At 53.0% G+C, this 19,174-nt stretch carries 13 protein-coding genes; 8 read left to right on the top strand and 5 right to left on the bottom strand.

Translation table 11 applies throughout. The features are described from left to right. The first annotated feature begins 15 nt into the window (after positions 1 to 15). Together ACE41H_RS16740 and ACE41H_RS16735 are read left to right on the top strand one after the other, a co-directional pair. Positions 16 to 1,659 (top strand): SWIM zinc finger family protein, encoded by a 1,644-nt coding sequence (locus ACE41H_RS16740; protein WP_375356610.1) that lies wholly within the window; start codon positions 16 to 18, stop codon positions 1,657 to 1,659. Further along, complete coding sequence (locus tag ACE41H_RS16735) at positions 1,656 to 4,697, top strand: DEAD/DEAH box helicase (protein ID WP_375356609.1); 3,042 nt, start codon at positions 1,656 to 1,658, stop codon at positions 4,695 to 4,697. The genes ACE41H_RS16740 and ACE41H_RS16735 overlap by 4 nt, the downstream gene beginning before the upstream one ends. Before the next feature lie 67 nt (positions 4,698 to 4,764). Here the strand turns inward: ACE41H_RS16735 and ACE41H_RS16730 are convergent, their stop codons facing one another. The 5 genes from ACE41H_RS16730 to ACE41H_RS16710 all read right to left on the bottom strand — a co-directional run bounded on the left by ACE41H_RS16730 (position 4,765) and on the right by ACE41H_RS16710 (position 9,401). Next, on the bottom strand, positions 4,765 to 5,421 hold the full coding sequence (locus tag ACE41H_RS16730; RefSeq protein ID WP_375356608.1) for a sulfotransferase family protein: 657 nt from the start codon (positions 5,419 to 5,421) through the stop codon (positions 4,765 to 4,767). A 30-nt stretch (positions 5,422 to 5,451) separates the two neighbouring features. Continuing rightward, entirely contained in the window at positions 5,452 to 5,910 is a 459-nt protein-coding gene (locus tag ACE41H_RS16725) for a hypothetical protein (RefSeq protein WP_375356607.1), read from the bottom strand. Positions 5,911 to 6,014: 104 nt separating this feature from the next. Next, positions 6,015 to 6,704, bottom strand: a complete 690-nt coding sequence (locus ACE41H_RS16720) for a glycosyltransferase family protein (RefSeq protein WP_375356606.1) — start codon at positions 6,702 to 6,704, stop codon at positions 6,015 to 6,017. Positions 6,705 to 7,278: 574 nt separating this feature from the next. Further along, positions 7,279 to 8,181, bottom strand: a complete 903-nt coding sequence (locus tag ACE41H_RS16715; RefSeq protein WP_375356604.1) for a transposase — start codon at positions 8,179 to 8,181, stop codon at positions 7,279 to 7,281. 503 nt (positions 8,182 to 8,684) lie between these two features. Then, positions 8,685 to 9,401, bottom strand: a complete 717-nt coding sequence (locus tag ACE41H_RS16710) for a Crp/Fnr family transcriptional regulator (protein ID WP_375356603.1) — start codon at positions 9,399 to 9,401, stop codon at positions 8,685 to 8,687. A 466-nt stretch (positions 9,402 to 9,867) separates the two neighbouring features. Here ACE41H_RS16710 and adhE point away from each other — a divergent pair, with 466 nt between their 5' ends. From adhE to ACE41H_RS16680, 6 genes are all read left to right on the top strand, one after another. After that, a complete protein-coding gene (gene adhE, locus ACE41H_RS16705; RefSeq protein ID WP_375356602.1) occupies positions 9,868 to 12,489 on the top strand; it encodes a bifunctional acetaldehyde-CoA/alcohol dehydrogenase in 2,622 nt (873 codons plus the stop codon). A 181-nt stretch (positions 12,490 to 12,670) separates the two neighbouring features. After that, the gene (gene pflB / locus ACE41H_RS16700) at positions 12,671 to 14,932 is read left to right on the top strand and encodes a formate C-acetyltransferase (protein WP_375356601.1); all 2,262 of its coding nucleotides are present in this window, start codon (positions 12,671 to 12,673) and stop codon (positions 14,930 to 14,932) included. Between the two features lie 61 nt (positions 14,933 to 14,993). Continuing rightward, entirely contained in the window at positions 14,994 to 15,749 is a 756-nt protein-coding gene (pflA, locus tag ACE41H_RS16695) for a pyruvate formate-lyase-activating protein (protein WP_375356600.1), read from the top strand. A 303-nt stretch (positions 15,750 to 16,052) separates the two neighbouring features. Continuing rightward, the gene (locus ACE41H_RS16690; protein WP_375356598.1) at positions 16,053 to 17,411 is read left to right on the top strand and encodes an extracellular solute-binding protein; all 1,359 of its coding nucleotides are present in this window, start codon (positions 16,053 to 16,055) and stop codon (positions 17,409 to 17,411) included. A gap of 14 nt (positions 17,412 to 17,425) precedes the next feature. After that, the gene (locus tag ACE41H_RS16685) at positions 17,426 to 18,310 is read left to right on the top strand and encodes a carbohydrate ABC transporter permease (RefSeq protein ID WP_375356597.1); all 885 of its coding nucleotides are present in this window, start codon (positions 17,426 to 17,428) and stop codon (positions 18,308 to 18,310) included. Beyond that, positions 18,310 to 19,140 carry a carbohydrate ABC transporter permease gene (locus ACE41H_RS16680; protein ID WP_375356596.1) on the top strand — a complete coding sequence of 277 codons (831 nt, stop codon included), beginning with the start codon at positions 18,310 to 18,312 and terminating at the stop codon, positions 19,138 to 19,140. The genes ACE41H_RS16685 and ACE41H_RS16680 overlap by 1 nt, the downstream gene beginning before the upstream one ends. Positions 19,141 to 19,174 lie beyond the last annotated feature (34 nt).

Raw genomic sequence — 19,174 nt, 5'->3', positions numbered from 1 at the left:
ATGGAGACGGGACGGATGAAAATGAATGATACACAGTGGACCGGGCTTGTGCAGCAGGTTGCGGAGCATTTCAGCGATCTGACGATCAAACGCGGATTTCAATATTACAAGCAAGGACGGGTTGATGAGCTTACGATAGCTGATTCCGGATCTGTAGCAGCCATCGTTCAGGAAAACGGGACTTCTGCCCGCGTCACCCTCAACCTTCACTCTCTTGAGGACAGCGAGTGCTCCTGCGGGGAGAACGGCGGCTGCAGGCATATGATTGCGGTCCTGCTGCAGTACGCGGCACTGAAGGAGCGGCCGGTCTACAGCATCGTGAACGCCCATTCGGCTGGCCTGGCCAGCCGGGCGCAGACTCAGGCGCATGCGGAAGCAGACTATGCTTCCGGTAGCGGCACGGGGCGCTTCCCCGCGCTGCCTGGAGCGGACCGCGAGCATGCCGCAGGGCAGGCCATCGCGGACATGAGCACAGCCGAGTGGCATGACCTGTTCAGTCAATGCACCGCCTCTTTCGGGAGCGGTGCGCAGCCCCTCCAATATGCTCACCAGGCGCTGGAAGCGATCTATGCTCTCAAGCCGAGGCTCGCCCCCGTGCTGGAGCAGCTATTCGGGCTGCATGCCCATCTGTTCGTGCTGGACAGGCTGATCGGGCTCGCCCCGGGCGCGGCTCGTGGCGCCCACTTTTACATTGGGTACCACACGCAAATTGCCGCTGACGAAATAAAGGCCGCGATTCATCTAAGCTTGTCGGAGGAGCTGGCTATTGATGGTCATCCAGAACACTGGAGCATGGTAACGGACACACTCGGCTATCTGCGGGAGCGGATGCGGAACGAAAGCGGCGGACGGCTCCACTATTTCCCGGATATCTATTACCGGTTCTGGCAGCAGTGGCTCGCTCCCCATGCCAATGGAACAGAGATGTTCCGGGAGGAGCTCAGGCTGCTGGAGGCGGCTGAAGAAGCGCAGGACAGCGCTGCCGCCCGGGTGCCGGGGCTACTGGCCCGCAGCTGGATGTATGTATTCCTGTCACGCGATGAGGAAGCATGGCAGCTTCTGCAGGCAGCGGACCGCAGCACGGCCCGGCAGCTCCCGCCCGCCCAGCTTCTGCTGCTGATGAGTGAGCTGCACGGGAAGGGAGAATGGGCGCGGCTTGTTGACGGCCTCACAGCTATCGGCCCCCTGCTGGGAACGGGAAGCCTGGACGAGTATCTTGCTTACTGGCGGACGGCTCTGGAGCACCTGCCGGAGCTGGAGACGAGGATGTGGGATACGCTGACCGCCATGCTGCCGCTGTCCGGGGACATCTATGCACAGGCCCTGCTGGAGCGGGGCAGATACCGGCAGTGGATGGATTATCAGTTGAGCACCGGTGCGGAACCGCTCGACTTCCGCGTTGCGGAACTGCAGCCTTTAGAACGGCATGCGCCCGAGCTGCTGCTGCCCTTCTACCATCAGGCGGTGGAAAGATACGTCCTGCTCAAGAACAGGCATGATTACAAAGCTGCGGTCAAGCTGTTGAAAAGGCTGGCCAAGCTGTACAAGAAATTGAAGCTTGAGGACCGCTGGCAAGCGTTCTTCGCCTCCTTTACCCGCCGTCACGGACGGCTGCGCGCCCTGCAGGAGGAGCTTCGGAAAGGAAAGCTGCTCTCATGAGTACATTTACGTCGGCTTATACCGTTCATATTACGCTCAGCGCTCATGGCGACGCGCTCATCTACGGCACCACAGCAACGGACAGCTATGTGCCTGGGCTGACGCTGAAGCACCGTTTGTTCGCATGGCATGAGCCCTCCTGTTACGGCACGGAGCTGGAAGTCAGGCAGGTGCAGGAGGCCGAGATCATTATTCTGCCTGCCGAGCAGGTGATTCCCTTCTTCGCGCGGCGCGAGCTGCCGGAGCATATCGAATGGGCATGGGGCCAGGACGCATCAGGAATTGTCCGGCTTGCCCCGGCGCTCGCCGCCTGTATCGAAGAGCGGAAATACATCCCGAGCTTCTCCGCCTTCCGGTCCGGGCGGCTGGAGTGGATCTGGGACACCGATGCGCTGGAACAGAGCCTGCGTACTAAGCCTGCTTCACCGGAGAAGGAGGGTACGATGGTGGATTCCGGGCTGCGGACCGCGCTCAAGGAGAGCGCGGCGGATGAAGGGCTGGCGGCGGCTTTCTCGGCGGCGGTCTTCCAGCGCTGGTACGGCACGGAAGCGGAAGCGGCCGACCTGCGGCGGGAATATCCCCAGCTTTTCGCGGACAACGGTGCTGCTTCCGCCTGGGACGAAACAGGCTGGCTCGTATCCATCGGCTGGAAAGCGGACAGCGCGCCGTTTCGCCCGCTGCTGCAGCTGCTGGAGCCGGACGACGAAGAATGGCAGTGGCGGCTGCGGCTTGTGCTGCAAGACAAGCTCGATCCGTCCAGCCTGGTGCCCATTCGGCTGCGCGATGACGGGCAGGCGGCCGGGGACTGGCCGGACCATTGGACGGCTCATGTGCGGGACCGCTCCCCTGCCTGGCTCGCTGGTCTGCGCGCCAACTTGAGCGCGGACCAGCTGTCCGGCGGAAGCGGCGGCGTGCTGGGCAGCCCGCTGGCGGACGAGGCCGCCTGGCGCTTCCTGACGTCCGGCAGCCGCCAGCTGCTGGAGGCCGGATGGCAGGTGCTGCTGCCGGCCTGGTGGGAGGCCGCTTCGCGCAAGAAGCCACGGCTGCGAGCCAAGCTGCGCTCCGAAGAGAGCACCGACAGCAGCCGGGGCAAATCGCTGTTCGGCATGGATGCGATCATCAGCTTCGACTGGCGGATTGCGGTCGGGGATGCGGATCTGACCGAGGAGGAATTCGCCGAGCTCGCCGCCCGCAATGAGCGTCTGGTCCGCTTCCGCGATCAATGGATTACGCTTGATCCGGCCCTGCTGGAGCAGATTCGGCGGATCATGGAGGGAGTGGACAGCTCGCAGGGCCTGTCCTTTCAGGATGTGCTGCATCTTCACCTGCTGCAGAACCAGGAGCAGCCGTGGCGGCGCGGGCCGAAAGCGAAAGGGCAAGCGAACGGTCAGGAAGCTGAAGAAGAAGAGCCGATCAAGCTGGAAGTGGAGCTTGACACGTACCTGCAGCAGCTTCTCGGCCAGCTTGAGCGCAGAGCGGAATGGCCGCAGCCGTCCGTGCCTGCAGGCTTGCAGGCCGAGCTGCGTTCCTATCAGCTTGAAGGATATGGCTGGCTTGCGTTTCTGCGGCGGCTCGGTCTGGGGGCGTGTCTGGCAGATGACATGGGCCTGGGCAAAACGATCCAGTTCATCACCTATCTGCTGCATCTCCGGGAAACGGCGGAGCCGGAGACGGCCCTCCCCGCCCTGCTCATCTGCCCGACCTCGGTGCTTGGCAACTGGCAGAAGGAGCTGGAGCGTTTTGCCCCCTCCCTAAAAATAGTGCTACATTATGGAAGCAGACGGTCCGGCGGGGAAGCATTTGCGCAGCAAATCAGCCAGACCGACATCGTCCTGACCACCTATGCTACCGCCACGCTGGATCAGGAGCTGCTGCAATCGTTCACGTGGGAATCCATTTGCCTGGACGAGGCGCAGAACATCAAGAACGCCCAGACCAAGCAGTCTGCCGCCGTGCGCAGCCTGTCCGCCCGCCACCGCATCGCCTTGACCGGCACCCCGGTCGAGAACCGGCTGGCGGAGCTGTGGTCCATTTACGACTTCATCAATCCGGGCTATCTCGGCAGTCTGCGGGCCTTTACCACCCGCTTCATTCAGCCGATTGAAAAAGATCAAGACGAACAGCGGACGCAGGACCTGCAGCGGCTGGTCCAGCCGTTCATGCTGCGCCGCAAAAAGAAGGACCCGGCGATTCAGCTTGCTCTGCCTGACAAAAATGAAATGAAAACCTATATTCATCTCACGCCCGAACAGAGCGCTCTGTATGAGCAGACCGTTCAGCAGTTAATGGAACGGATGAAAGAACTGGAAGGCATGGAGCGCAAAGGAGCGATTCTGTCGGCGCTCACGCAGCTCAAGCAGCTCTGTGACCATCCGGTGCTGCTCACCAAGGAAAAGGTGGAGGAGCCTGCGTCGGCTGAAGACGGCAGCTCTGGAGGCGGTTCAGGGAGCGGCCCTGCGGAGTTCGCCCGCCTGATCAGCCGCTCCGCCAAGCTGGAGCGCCTCGTCGCCATGGTGAAGGAGCTGCGCGAGGAGGACGAGCGCTGCCTCATTTTCACACAATATATCGGGATGGGAGTTATGCTGCAGAATGTGCTGCGCCAGGAGCTGCAGGAGCCTGTGCTCTACCTGAACGGCGGAACCTCCAAAACCGCCCGCGACCGCATGATTACGCAGTTTCAATCCCGCGAGCTGCCCGCCGCCGAGCAGCCAAACGTATTTATCCTGTCCATTAAGGCAGGCGGCGTCGGCCTGAATCTGACGGCAGCCAACCATGTCTTCCATTTTGACCGCTGGTGGAACCCGGCCGTTGAGAATCAGGCGACAGATCGGGCGTATCGGATGGGGCAGACCAAGGACGTGCAGGTTCACAAATTTATCGCTCTGGGTACGCTGGAGGAACGGATCGACGAAATGCTGGAGAGCAAGCAGCAGCTCAGCGATCAGGTCATCTCCAGCACAGAGGGCTGGATTACCGAGCTGTCGAACGAGGAACTGCAGAATCTCTTCACCCTCCGCCGCCAGTGGACCGCCGAATGACCGTTCCAAAACGAAGCGGCCTTATTCCTGTGGAGCTCAGGACCAAGGCCGCTTAACTGATTATCATTCAAAAATGCTTTAAATCCTTATCAAGAAATTCTTTTATTTTATCGTAGTTAATATTATAGTTTAGTCTTTGATTAATCTTTTTCACAAAATCCTCCGGATTTTCCAACAGATCTGCAAAACGAATATCCACGATGTCTTTATTTTCTTTCTCCAGCTGTTCCCGATGAACATTTAGATTCGCATTGTATGGCCCCAGAATCGTTTGTGCAGTAGCGTAATCAGAGTTGCTTCTATGAGCAAGCGATTGAATACTCTCATCCAAGGGGCGCCACACAAATACATAAGTAATATTATTAAGCACTTCCAAAAAAGGTTTCAAATAATCAAATGTGATGACCATTCTGGGATCTTTTAAGCCATAAACAGGCTTTGCTTGTTTGAGCAGGGTTGAATACACTTCATTCTCGGGAAGTTTAGAAGCCATGATCCTGTCTCGGGACGGAGGACGATCCCACGCAGCTCCAACAGATCCAAGAATTTTATCATTAAGCGCTACAAAGTCCAAATTTTCAAAATGCCCCTTGGGATTTGTAGGATTGGGCCCTAATAAGTTATCCCCCATAGGGATTCCCATATGATACAACACACCAGCAACTGCACTTGATCCGGAACGATGAAGGGCGAATACTAGAAACAGCTTACTTATTTCATACAAAGTTGTTCCTCCTTTACATAACTGTTAGTTTCATCTCGCATTTATTTGAAAATGTTTTAAATTCTGATCGAGAAATTCTTTAATGACATCGAAGTCAACGTAGTTAATATTGCAGTTCAGTCTCAGATAAATATTTTTCACAAAATCCTCCGGATTCTCCGGAAGGTCTGCGAAATGAATATCCACGATGTCTTTATTTTCTTTCTCCAGCTGTTCTCGATGGTAATTCAGATTCGCATAGTAAGGCTCCAGAAGCGTTTGTGCGGCAGCGAAATCAGCGTTGTGTCTATGAGCAAGCGATTGAATACTCTCATTTAATGGGCGCCACACAAATACGTAGGTAATATCATTGAGCATTTCAAAATAAGGCTTCAAAAAGTCAAATGTGATGACCATTCTGGGATCTTTCAAGCCAGCTACACCAACAACTGCACTTGATCCGGAACGATGAAGAGCGAATACCAGAAACAGCTTACTTACTTCATGCAAAATTATTCCTCCTTTACATAAGTAACGAAGCAGAGCAAGCTGCTCTCAGTAATCTGACTCACTTTTTCGGACACTCCCCCCGCTGATTTTTCAGGGGAAACTCATCAGGGCTTCAACATTCCAGGATCGCTGCCATATTCGTGCAGAAATTTCATCCTGTAATGGTGATAGACAGGATCATCATCCGTATTCATGAGGCCACAGTTATGAAGCACCCATGGTTCAGCCTGATGCGGGATGCCCACAGAATACCCTCTTCTCCTGAATTCGAAGCATTGGGACAGGTCGTAATAATGCCAGCCGTCAAAAATGTCCTCCCGCCATGGGATATCATATTGAGTCGCCAGCAACAGGCCATCCACTGCAGCGACGCTTTGAAAGGGAGCCTCTGCCTCGTTGAACTTCACATATTGGTATACATGGCGATTCTCAATCACTTTCCCCATAAGCTGATCTGAATACCACCAAACACCATGGTCTGGAATAGCTCTCGCACCAATGAGCCCGACCAGACCGAGCTGCGGATGGCTTTTAAACAAAGCAAGCAGATCGGAAATAAAGTTGGTGTTCATGATATACGTATCCTGGTGCAAATAGATCTTGTACTTCGCGCGTGATTCACGAATGGCTTGATTATAACCGGACGCGAGGCCGGACGCTCCCCTGTTGAAGTAGGTTTCGCAATGAACGCCTGGCGGAAAAGACAGAAATTGAAGGTGCTTCACGCATAATTGGTACTGTTCCTCATCATTCACGCAAGTTACAAAACAAACGGTATCTTCCTTTTCCGTCATCATACTCCCTCTCATTCCCGTGTAATCTCCATAATTTAATTTATATGAAGCCGTGTTTTGGAGTATAACCTTGAATAACTTACTCAACTTTCGCAGAGCCCAAATCCACTTCAACCTTTGTGGCCGCCAGCCGATCGTGGCAAGACATGTGATACTCGCTTTTCAGGAGCTTTGCACGATTATCCCGTTGGATCAGGTACAGAAAAACAGAAAACCAGAACCGAAAATACACTTTAGGCACGCTAAAGAAAATAACGGATCAAATGAGGCACAAAAACGCCTGTTGTTACGTGATTCAGGACCATCGAATGGGTCTATTATCTTTTTGGATTGTGCCTTATGGAGGAGCAGATCGGTTCGAGGTCATGAGACGTTCTTTGGAGAAAGCAGAGCGTTTAGGTGATGTGAAACCGACCGAGAGAAGGAGGGAGCGGAGCAAGGCACCGAAAACATAAAAAGACCCTGATCCTCGTTGCCGCTTGAACCTGAATGTTTCCGATTTCCTCGTTCATGCTAATCCACACCGTTCAAGCCACGCATATCAGGCTCACCTTTCCTCGTTCAAGTACTGCAATTAGGCCGCAGCCGCAAGAGGCTGAACCGGTTGGCATGCAATCAGTCGGCGGTAAGGGATCGCCGGAATCACCACGCCTATGTACAGCAACTTCTGCCACATCGTTTCTTCCCCTTCGGTTAGGCGCAGTCGGCGGCGTCCGGTGTACTCGTTGAGGTACGCCTGCAGATGCTTTGTTCCTAAGGCTACATACGTACTCTTCAGCGATTTCCACGCCTCTCTCACCACTTTCCGCAAGGGCGTATACAGTCGATAGGCTTGAAGGAACGATTGTACCGCCGATGCACGGACATCTACCTGTTCGTTGATGAATGCAGCGAGTTCGTGACGATTTGCTCTTTGCCCATCTCCCTTCTTCTGCGGGACCAGGCGGATTTTGACCTGCTCCGGCTCGCCCGACTCCGTGACCGTGCACCCGGCTACGACTGCTGAAGCATGCGGATGAGAAAACTGAGGCCGGGACGGATTGCACCCATACCGGTCGCTGTTCACCTTCACGTCTCCGCAAAGCAGCTCCCGGGCATCGAACTCCCCGATGGCATGGCGGATTCGGTGCAGCATTGCCCAGGCGGTCTTGTAGGTGACCTGGATCACCTGGCTCAGCCGCATCGCCGAGATGCCATCGGGGAGCAGGAACAACTCCAGCGCCTGGAACCACTTGGTCAGGGGGAGATGAGTTCGTTCAAAAATCGTGCCGACCAAAGCCGACGTTTGATGCGCACACCTGGCGCATTCGAACATGGGGATGCGCCGGGAAGTCAGACGACTGCAGCGGGTGTGAGCGCAACGCGGGCAGACAAAGCCGTTCGGCCACTTCATCGCGATCAATGCCTCCATGCAGGCCTGCTCGTTGTGATAACGACGGCTAAAGGATTGAAGTTCCGTTTCCACTTGGACTTCCATGTCTGCTCGCCTCCGAATCCATAATCCATAATCCATAATCCATAATCCATAATCCACGAACATAAGTTCTTTTTTTCATTATACCAAACATGCGTTCCTGTTTCAAGCCGAACATCCCACTTGAGCTGCCTCTTTTTTCTTATCTCTTTTCTCGTTTCTCGTTTCTCTTTATTCCTTCCCCTAAGCCCCCCGAACCTCCAACCCCCGCATTCTGATCAAAAGGGATAATGGTGCAAGGCTGTATGGAAAGGCACCAAACACCAAACACCAAGCACCAGGCATCGGACACCAGACACCGGCCCCCCACTCTATAGAACACCCATCTCACTCTGGCTACTAGACTCTGAGGGGGAGCGAATCCCCTTCTTGCAAGAAAGCTAGCAAAAAGCGGTCTGCTTTGATTCAGCGTCAACCCCAGCAGTAGATCTCCGTTTTACCCCGTTATATCAGGGCCTGTTTGCCGATTTCATGCTGCGAAAGTTGAGTTATTATGGCTAAACGCATTAAATCCGGCAGATTTCTTTCGGACAAAGCTCGCAGTGGCAGATCCCTTGCAGCATTTCGAGATTTTTGATGACGATCATGCCCCCGTCATATTCGACGGCCCCTTTTTTTCGCAGGTCGCTCAGCATACGGTTTACGCTCTCGCGCGTAGCGCCGATCATATTGGACAGGTCAGTGTGCGTAATTTTTTTATTGATCACTACATGCTCGCCATGAGGCTCCCCATAAGTGTTGTACAGACGGATCAGGGTGGAGCACAGGGCCCCGGGCTTGCCATACAGCATAAGGTCGCGGAATTTGGTTTGCGTAATCCGGTGATGCGACCCCATCCATTTCATGAAGTCAATGGCAAAGTCGCAGTGCTGGCAAATGAGAAGCTCCAGATCATGATGATCGATCACACCAACGTCACTGTCTTCCAGAACCTCGGCGGAAAAGCTGTGCTTCGTGCCGAAGAAAGGGTCCGCCTGTCCGATCAGGTCGCCCGTCTGATACATATAGAGAATGAGTTCTTTGCCTTCGTCCGTCGTTTTTGTAACTTTGACACGGCCTTGCTTCAGGTAAAAGATTTTGTCCGACGTGTCTCCTTCCCAAAACAGGTGAGCGCCTTCGGGAATATGCCGGTCCTTCATGACCGCGAGCAGTTGATTGAAGCTTCCTGGAGAGAAGCAGACGGTATTGCCTCTGTGTTCGATGACCATTTCAGGGTTTCTCATCTTCCATTTCCCCTTTGTTAATGTCTGTGTTTCACAAATCTGTGTATTTGCAACTTTCGTATTTCAAAATTAATTATATACCTGTGGCGGTGATTTTTGGGGCTGTTAGAAAGGCGAAAAGTGGCGAAATTCCAAACTTTGTGATTGTTTTCACTAAAATAAAAATCAAACTTGAATTATATTGTGAAAAAAATCACATAATTGAAATATCGGCTGTGATACGATCAAACCGTAAAGAGAAACGAAACAAATACAGGGAGGATGAGAACCATGTTGCAAATGAAAAGTTTCGGAAGCAGCGTTACCTGAGGAGCAATTGAGTGCATCGTTTAATGTGAATATTTTCACTAATGAATTCAAAATTTATTTAAATTTTGTTAAAAACATCACACTTGAGGATTTGGCAGGGTGCTAAGATCAGTTCATCAAGAGGAGCCAATCCAAAGTGATCAGGAGGATGAGGGGAATGGCCGTAAAAAATGAGGCAGCAAAAGCGGCGGAAACACAGCAGACGGCAGAGCAGTATATCCAGACATTGATTGACAAGGCGAATGCCGCACAAAAGGCGTTCATGGATATGACCCAGGAGCAGATCGACGAAATTGTGCAGGCGATGGCGCTTGCAGGCTTGGATAAGCATATGTATTTGGCGAAAAAAGCCGTTGAAGAAACCGGACGTGGTGTGTATGAGGATAAAATTACGAAGAACATCTTTGCTACCGAATATATCTACCACAACATTAAATATAACAAAACGGTAGGTATTATCGAAGATAACGATTTTGACAGCTTTCAGAAAATTGCTGAGCCGGTCGGCATTATTATGGGGATAACTCCGGTCACGAATCCGACATCCACAACGATGTTTAAAGCATTGATCTCCATCAAGACCCGCAACCCGATCATTTTCGGTTTCCACCCTTCCGCCCAGGAATGCAGCAAGGAAGCGGCCAGAATTTTGCTCGAAGCGGCTGTCAAGCATGGAGCGCCGGAAAACTGCATCCAGTGGATTGAAGCTCCGACCATGGATAAAACGAATGCTCTGATGAATCATCCCGATGTGGCGCTTATTCTGGCAACCGGCGGATCAGGCATGGTCAAAGCGGCTTATAGCTGCGGCAAGCCGGCGCTTGGCGTTGGTCCAGGCAACGTGCCCTGCTTCATCGAAAAGTCCGCCGACATCAAACAGGCCGTAACAGACCTCATCCTCTCGAAATCGTTCGACAACGGCATGATCTGCGCATCAGAACAGGCTGTCATTATAGAAGAAGCCATATACGACCAGGTGAAAAAGCTGATGACCGCCAACGGCTGCTACTTCGTCAACAAGGAAGAAGCTGCCAAGCTGACCAGCGGTGCGATGAATGTGGAAAAATGTGCTGTTAATCCGGCTATCGTCGGCCAGTCTGCTATGAAAATCGCTGAGATTTGCGGCATCACTGTTCCGGAAGGCACAAAAATTATCGTAGCCGAGCTGGAAGGCGTAGGACCGAAATATCCGCTGTCTGCAGAAAAACTGAGCCCGGTGCTGGCCTGTTATAAAGTGAAAAATGCGGAACAGGGGATCGAGCGTGCGGCGCAGGTCGTCGAATTCGGCGGCATGGGCCACTCTTCGGCCATCCACTCCCATAATGAAGAAGTGATCCAGAAATTTGCCAACCGTCTGCAAACCGGCCGCATCATCGTCAACTCGCCTTCGACCCATGGCGCCATCGGGGATATCTATAACACGAATCTGCCGTCCCTGACGCTGGGCTGTGGATCGTATGGGCGGAACTCGACCGCGTCCAACGTATCAGCAGTAAACCTGATCAACGTGAAAAGGGTGGCGAAACGTACGGTGAATATGCAGTGGTTCAAGGTGCCTTCCAAAATTTATTTTGAGAAAAACTCGACACAGTATCTTGCCAAAATGCCTGACATTACACGGGTGGCGATCGTTACCGACCCGATGATGGTGAAGCTCGGCTATGTTGACCGTGTGACGCATTACCTGCGTCAGCGCCAAAACCCTGTAGCGATCGAGGTGTTCTCTGAGGTAGAACCGGACCCATCGACAACAACGGTGGAGCGCGGCACGGAAATGATGGCCCGCTTCCAGCCAGACTGCATTATCGCGCTCGGGGGTGGTTCCCCGATGGACGCGGCCAAAGGCATGTGGCTCTTCTATGAATATCCGGATACCGACTTCAACAATCTGAAGCAGAAGTTTATGGATATCCGCAAACGGATCTATAAATATCCGCGCCTTGGCCAGAAGGCCCAATTCGTAGCCATTCCGACAACATCGGGTACAGGCTCGGAGGTCACATCATTCGCGGTGATTACGGACAAAAAGCTGGGCAATACCAAATATCCGCTGGCAGACTATGAGCTGACTCCGGACGTGGCGATCATCGATCCTGAATTTGTATATTCGCTGCCTAAAACCGCTGTCGCCGATACCGGTATGGACGTGCTGACCCATGCGATTGAAGCCTATGTCTCGGTGATGGCCAGCGATTATACCGATGGTCTGGCGATCAAGGCGATCCAACTGGTGTTCCAGTACCTTGAGCAATCGGCATTGACTGGCGATAAACTGGCGCGCGAAAAAATGCATAATGCGTCCACTCTGGCTGGCATGGCGTTTGCCAACGCCTTTCTGGGCATTAACCACAGCCTTGCGCATAAATGGGGCGGCCAGTATCATACTGCACATGGTCGTACTAACGCGATTCTGATGCCGCATGTCATTCGTTACAACGCCAAGAAGCCTACGAAATTCGCGTCGTTCCCTAAATATTCGCACTTTGTGGCGGATGAGCGCTATGCGGAAATTGCCCGCATTCTCGGTCTGCCTGCACGGACGACGGAAGAAGGGGTAGACAGCCTGATCGACGCCATCCGCAAGCTCAACAAAACATTGGGCATCGAGGAGTCGTTCCAGCAGCTCGGCTTTGACCCGAAAGACTTCGAATCACGTGTCGACTATCTAGCAGACCGCGCGTTTGAGGATCAGTGCACCACTGCCAATCCGAAGCTGCCGCTGGTCAGCGAGCTGGCCGAAGTGTACCGCAACGCTTTCTATGGGCGATTTGACCAATAATAACGGCTGATCTCAAGCAACCAGGCTCTCCCGATGAAGGAGGGCTTGGGCTGCAAATGGGCAGAAATAGACTATGTGATAAAAATCACTTATATTGTGATTTTTATCACATAAGAACAAGCTTCATTATTTTACAATGGAAATGTAAAGAGATCCTGAACAAAATCATGGAGGGATAGACATGTCGGTGATTGAGAGAGAAGTACAGGAACAGCAATCAGGATGGCGCGGGTTTAAAAATGGCAAGTGGAGCCGGGAAGTTAATGTCAACCATTTTATTGAGCTGAACATTACTCCATATTACGGCAATGAAGAGTTTCTCGTTGGCCCGACCTCTAATACGACGGCGCTTTGGGCGATTATTTCCGATCTGACCAAGAAGGAGCTGGCGAACGGCGGTGTGCTGGATGTGGATGTGAACACTCCTTCAACGATCACCTCCCACAGACCGGGTTACATTGACAAGGACAAGGAACAAATCGTCGGTGTGCAGACAGATGCCCCGTTCAAACGTTCCCTGCAGCCGTTCGGCGGCATACGGATGATGATCGATGCCTGCAAGGACTACGGCTTTGAGGTCCCGCAAAATATCATAGATATATTTACGAATATCCGCAAAACGCATAATCAGGGCGTGTTTGATGCCTATACGGATGAGATGAGAGCAGCCCGTAAGGCTGGCATCATTACAGGTCTGCCGGATGCGTACGGACGTGGACGCATTATCGGCGATTACCGCCGGGTAGCGCTGTATGGTGTGGATTTCCTGATTCAAGATAAACAAGAGCAGTTGAAAAGCCTTGAAGTAGATGCTATGAGCGAGGAAATCATCCGCCTGCGTGAGGAGGTGTCCGAACAGATCCGGGCGCTGAACGAGCTGAAGCAGATGGCAGCAGAGCACGGCTGTGATATTTCCAAGCCTGCCGTGAATGCGAAGGAAGCATTCCAGTGGCTGTACTTTGGTTATCTGGCAGCTATCAAGGAGCAAAATGGAGCCGCAATGTCTCTGGGACGTGTATCTTCCTTCCTGGACATTTATGTACAGCGCGATCTGGCTGAAGGAACCTTGAACGAAGAGCAGGCGCAAGAGCTTGTGGACCATTTTGTCATGAAGCTGCGGATCGTCAAGTTCCTGCGGACACCGGACTACAATCAGTTGTTCAGCGGCGACCCTACGTGGGTGACGGAATCCATCGGCGGCATGTCTGTCAACGGGGAAACCCGTGTCACCCAAAACAGCTTCCGCTTCCTGCATACCCTGTACAACCTGGGACCGGCTCCAGAACCAAACCTGACGGTATTGTGGTCCGAGAAGCTGCCTGAAGCGTTCAAAAAATATTGCGCCAAGGTTTCGATTGAAACGAGCTCCATCCAGTACGAAAACGATGACCTGATGCGTCCGATTTATGGCGACGATTATGGTATCGCCTGCTGTGTATCCGCCATGAAAATCGGCAAGCAGATGCAGTTCTTCGGCGCCCGCGCCAACCTGGCCAAAGCGCTCCTGTATGCCATTAATGGCGGCAGGGACGAAAAATCCGGGGCTCAGGTCGGACCGGAATTCCCGGCCATCACCTCCGAGGTGCTTGATTATGAGGAAGTGATGAAACGCTTCAAGCCGATGATGGAATGGCTCGCCAAACTGTACATGAATACCTTGAATGTGATTCACTACATGCATGATAAGTATAGCTACGAACGGATTGAAATGGCGCTGCACGACCGCGACATCCTTCGCACGATGGCCTGCGGCATCGCTGGTCTGTCCGTAGCCGCCGATTCCCTGAGTGCCATCAAATACGCGAAGGTGAAACCGGTCCGCAACGAGCAGGGCATTGCCGTCGATTTCGAGATTGAAGGGGAGTTCCCTTGCTACGGCAACAATGACGACCGTGTCGACAGCATCGCCGTTGGCCTGGTTGAAAGCTTTATGGGCATGATCCGCAAGCATAAGGCGTATCGTGATGCCATTCCGACGCAATCGGTCCTGACAATCACTTCCAATGTGGTTTATGGCAAGAAAACGGGGACTACACCGGACGGACGCAAAGCGGGCGAGCCGTTTGCTCCCGGCGCCAATCCAATGCACGGACGCGACAAAAAAGGTGCGCTCGCTTCGCTCAGCTCGGTAGCCAAACTGCCGTACGAACACAGCTTGGACGGCATCTCCAATACGTTCTCGATTGTGCCGAAAGCACTGGGTAAAGAAGAGGAAATTCGCAAAAATAATCTGGTATCCATGATGGACGGTTATTTCGGCAGCAATGCCCACCATCTGAACGTCAACGTGTTCGACCGGGCACAACTGATGGATGCGATGGAGCATCCGGAAAACTATCCGCAGCTTACCATCCGTGTATCGGGTTATGCGGTCAACTTCATCAAGCTGACACGCGAGCAGCAGCTCGATGTCATCAACCGGACCTTCCACGGTACGATGTAAGCAGACGGAGGGCAAGGAAAAATACACGCACAGCGGATGCGGACAGAAAGGAAGAGGCAGCATGGTCAAAGGACATATTCATTCACTCGAAACTTTCGGGACGGTTGACGGCCCAGGCATCCGCTTTGTGCTTTTTATGCAGGGATGTCATTTGAAGTGTCAGTACTGTCATAACCCGGATACCTGGGCGCTGGATGGTGGCCGTGAAGCGACGGTAGAGGACATTTTGGCCGAGATTGAGCCGTATTTGTCCTATTATCGAAACTCGGGAGGCGGGTTGACGGTATCCGGCGGAGAGCCTACCCTGCAGTGGCATTTTGTGGCTGAGCTGTTCAAGGAGGTCAAGCAGCGCTGGGGGCTGCATACCACTCTGGACAGCAACGGCTTCAATGATCCGGAACGGATTCGAGAGCTGCTGGAGCACACCGACCTGGTGCTGCTCGATCTGAAGCATATCCATGATGAGAAGCATATTAAGCTGACCGGCAAATCCAATGAACGTACACTGCATACGGCACAATGGCTGTCCGAGCATGGACGGAAAATGTGGATACGCCACGTCTATGTGCCCGGCATCCACAATGAGGAGCAGGACCTGCTCAACCTGGGACGGTTCATTGGCACATTGAACGGGGTTGAGAAGTTCGAGATTCTGCCCTATCATCAGATGGGCATCTATAAATGGCAGGCGCTGGGCAAAGCCTATCCGCTGGAAGGGGTGCCGACTCCGACGGAAGAGGAAGTGGAGCGGGCTTACAGGCTGATCGCGCAAGGGCGCGAGGAGGCTCAAGTGCAGCACCCTGTGGCATACCGGTAGATTGGGCAGGAGCAAGCAATCATTAATTGATACGATATAAGGAGGACGCAGCAGCGAATGCCATGCTGAACTCCGTATTTTCAACCGCAGCTTCCGGAAGCATCCGGAGGCTGCGTTTTTTTGTTTTTCCAGTAAAAACATACGACTGATGCATGCCTGACATGATGAATTTGCTAGACAGGCTAAGGGGAGTGAAGGAATTTATCCCTCAATCCAAGAATTGTCATCCTTACGATGTCAGACTGCCTTTTCTATAATGGGTCTTGTAATGGAACAGACATAAAACAAGGAGGTCATTGAGGGATGAGCAAAGGAATAAAAGGGCTGCTCACAGGGCTGCTGCTTGCAGGACTGTTGACCGGCTGTAGCGGAGCAGGCACGGAACCGAAAGGTCCGGAAAGCAGCGGGGCAACGGACTCGAACGAGCCGTTTGAAATGACCATCCGCCATACCCAGGTGGGCGCAGACAAGCAGCGGCGGCTTGCGATTCTGGAGGATGTAGTCAAGCAGGTGGAGGCGGATGTGCCTGGGTTAACCTTCACGCTGGACGGAGTGGATTCCGATGTCAACCGTAAGGAAAAGCTGCGCGGCGAGATGGCTGCCGGCAATCCCCCGGATATTTTTGACCTGTTTGGCAGTCCGGATTCCAAGGTATACGCACAGGAGAGCATGCTGCTTGACCTGACCCCGATCCTGGAGGAGCTTGGCATCCGTGACAGCTTTACCTCCCTAGAGCCGTTTACCTATGAGGGAAAAGTATATGGACTGCCCCTTGGAGGCTCTGGTGAAGGATTCTTTTACAATAAAGCTTATTTCGAGGAAAAAGGGTTGAAGCCACCGCAGACGTTTGCGGAATTTGAGCAGCTGCTGGCCGACATCAAGGCTGACGGCAAGGTGCCGATGGCAGGAGCCTCGAAGGCGGGCTGGGTTCCGCTGATGCTGACCAATCACCTCTGGTCTCGCTATGCCGGGCCGGACGTTACGGCCAAGTTTGCAACAGGTGAAGCGAAATGGACGGACCCCAAAGTTGTTGAAGCGTTCGCCAAGCATCAGGAGTGGGTGAACAAAGGTTATTTTAAACAGGGAGAGCTTGGCTTTGAATATGCGGAATATACCACTCAGTTTACGAGCGGCGAAGCCATTCTCATGTATGACGGGACCTGGAAATCCTCCGTGTTCAAGGAAGGGCAGTCCGGTGAAGGCATGATCGGCAAGGTCGGATTTTTCAATATGCCGCCTGTTGAAGGGGGCACAGGGGATCAGACGGCGCTGATGCGGGATGTGAATAACGGATACGGTTTTTCAGCCTCTGTTGCAGAGGATCCGCGCAAGCTGGAGGCTGTCAAGTCGTTCATCAAGCATATGTTCAATGAGGAAACTCAGCTCCGCGGGCTTGTGGAGGACGGAGTTCTGCCTTCGATGAAGCTGGATGAGGCCGTGCTGAAGGAAAATATTACCGATGGCCTCATGAAAGAAATTGTCGCGGTATTAAATACAGCACAATCGTCCTTCCCGGCGTTCGACTCGCTTGTGCAAGCGGATGTGACGACGGAAATCAGCAATATTCAGATTCAAAAGCTGATCGGCGGCCAGACCACCCCTGAGCAGGCGGCAGAGCAAATCCAGAAGGTGCAGGATGAAGCGAATGCTGCAGTGCAGTAATTGGGGAGGCACAGATGAACAAGGCGATGCGCAATCCCGCAGTATATATTGCATTTATTTTTCCGGCTGTGGTGCTTATTTTCATGTTTTTCATTTATCCGATTTTCAGTTCGATCTATTATAGCTTTACGAGCTGGAACGGGGTTTCTGCCCATCCGAAGTGGATCGGAGCGGAAAATTATATCAAGGCGCTGGGGGATGAGCGCTTCTGGCGCTCGGCCCTGAACAACCTCTGGTTCATCGTTTTTTCCATCGGCATTCAGGTGCCGCTGATTATCGTGTTTTCCCTGCTGATCGCAAACGTCAGACGACTGCAGGGACTGTATAAAACGGCCGTATTTTTGCCCTCCATCATGTCGACAGCCGTGATCGGCATTCTGTGGGGCTTCATCTACGAGCCGAATATCGGCCTGATGAACCGGCTGCTCGGCCTGCTCGGTATCGATCCCGTATTTTGGCTGTCTGACGAAAAGCACGCCATGCTGTCCATTTTGATTACGAACGCATGGCAGTGGACCGGATTTTATATTGTGATGGTGCTGGCAGCCATCCTTGCTGTTCCCAGGGAGCTGGGGGAGGCCGCAGCCATTGATGGAGCCAGCCGTATTCAGCAGTCCGTCCATGTCATTCTGCCCCTGATCCGTCCCATCATCTCGGTCGTTGTGATGCTTTCGATCGCCGGGGCGATGAAGGCGGCGGATATCGTCATCGTCATGACCAAAGGTGGTCCGGCAGGTTCTACGGATGTGCTGGCTACTTATATGATCAAATACGCAATCACCAATTTTAAATACGGCTATGGCAATACGGTGGCTGTGTTGATTTTTGCCATTACGCTTGTTTTGACGGTCCTGTACCATACGATTTTTGCAAGGCGCAGTGAAAGGGTTGAATTCTGATGAAAAGGGCGAGGATGCTTTGGCTGCCGCACACGCTGCTGATGCTGTATTTGCTGGTGATTCTGTTTCCGTTCCTGTTCGTTCTTTTCTCTTCCGTGAAAACGGACAACAACGCCATTGCGTTGAATCCTTTTGGCGTCCCGAAGGAAATTGTCTTTTCCAATTATGTGGAGGTATGGGTCAAGGCGAAGATTAGCGTTTATTTCCTGAACAGCCTGTACATTTCCGCACTGAGCGCGGCGGTGTCCATTCTGATCGGCTCCATGCTGTCCTTCGCGGTGACCCGGATGCGTTATCCGAGAGTTGGCAGTGCTGTGTTCGGCCTTGCCCTGCTCGGCATGCTCATTCCCAATAACTCTTTATTGCTTCCGATCTATCTGCTTGTCCGCAGGCTGGGCGTTCTCGACACCCATTGGGCTCTCATTATTCCGTATATTGCGAATGCGATTCCGTTTACGGTCATTGTGCTGGCGGCGTTCATGCGTTCGCTGGCCTCGGAAGTGGAGGAAGCTGCGGTCATGGATGGGTTGAGGGCTCCGGGAATTTTTGCTAGAATTGTAATACCTCTAACGGTCCCAGCCATGGTCACTGTTTTTATCGTGAACTTCCTCGGCAACTGGAATGAATTTTTACTCGCCAATTATTTTTTGTCGACCGACAAGCTGCGCACCCTGCCTGTTGGCATGGTCCAGTTCAGAGACCAATACCAGATGAATTATGCCCAAATGTCGGCTGGCATCGTTTACAGCATTCTGCCTGTGCTGCTGATGTATGCCGTGCTGCAAAAACGAATTATGGAAGGCCTGACGGCAGGCAGTGTCAAAGGATAACCCCGCTTTCGCACGCCTGATCCGCAGGGATGGA

The organism is Paenibacillus enshidis, from assembly GCF_042136365.1.
GTDB classification, from domain to species: Bacteria; Bacillota; Bacilli; order Paenibacillales; family Paenibacillaceae; genus Paenibacillus; species Paenibacillus enshidis.
Note: the sequence above shows the minus strand (reverse complement) of the source record. Positions and strands in the feature narration are given on the sequence as shown.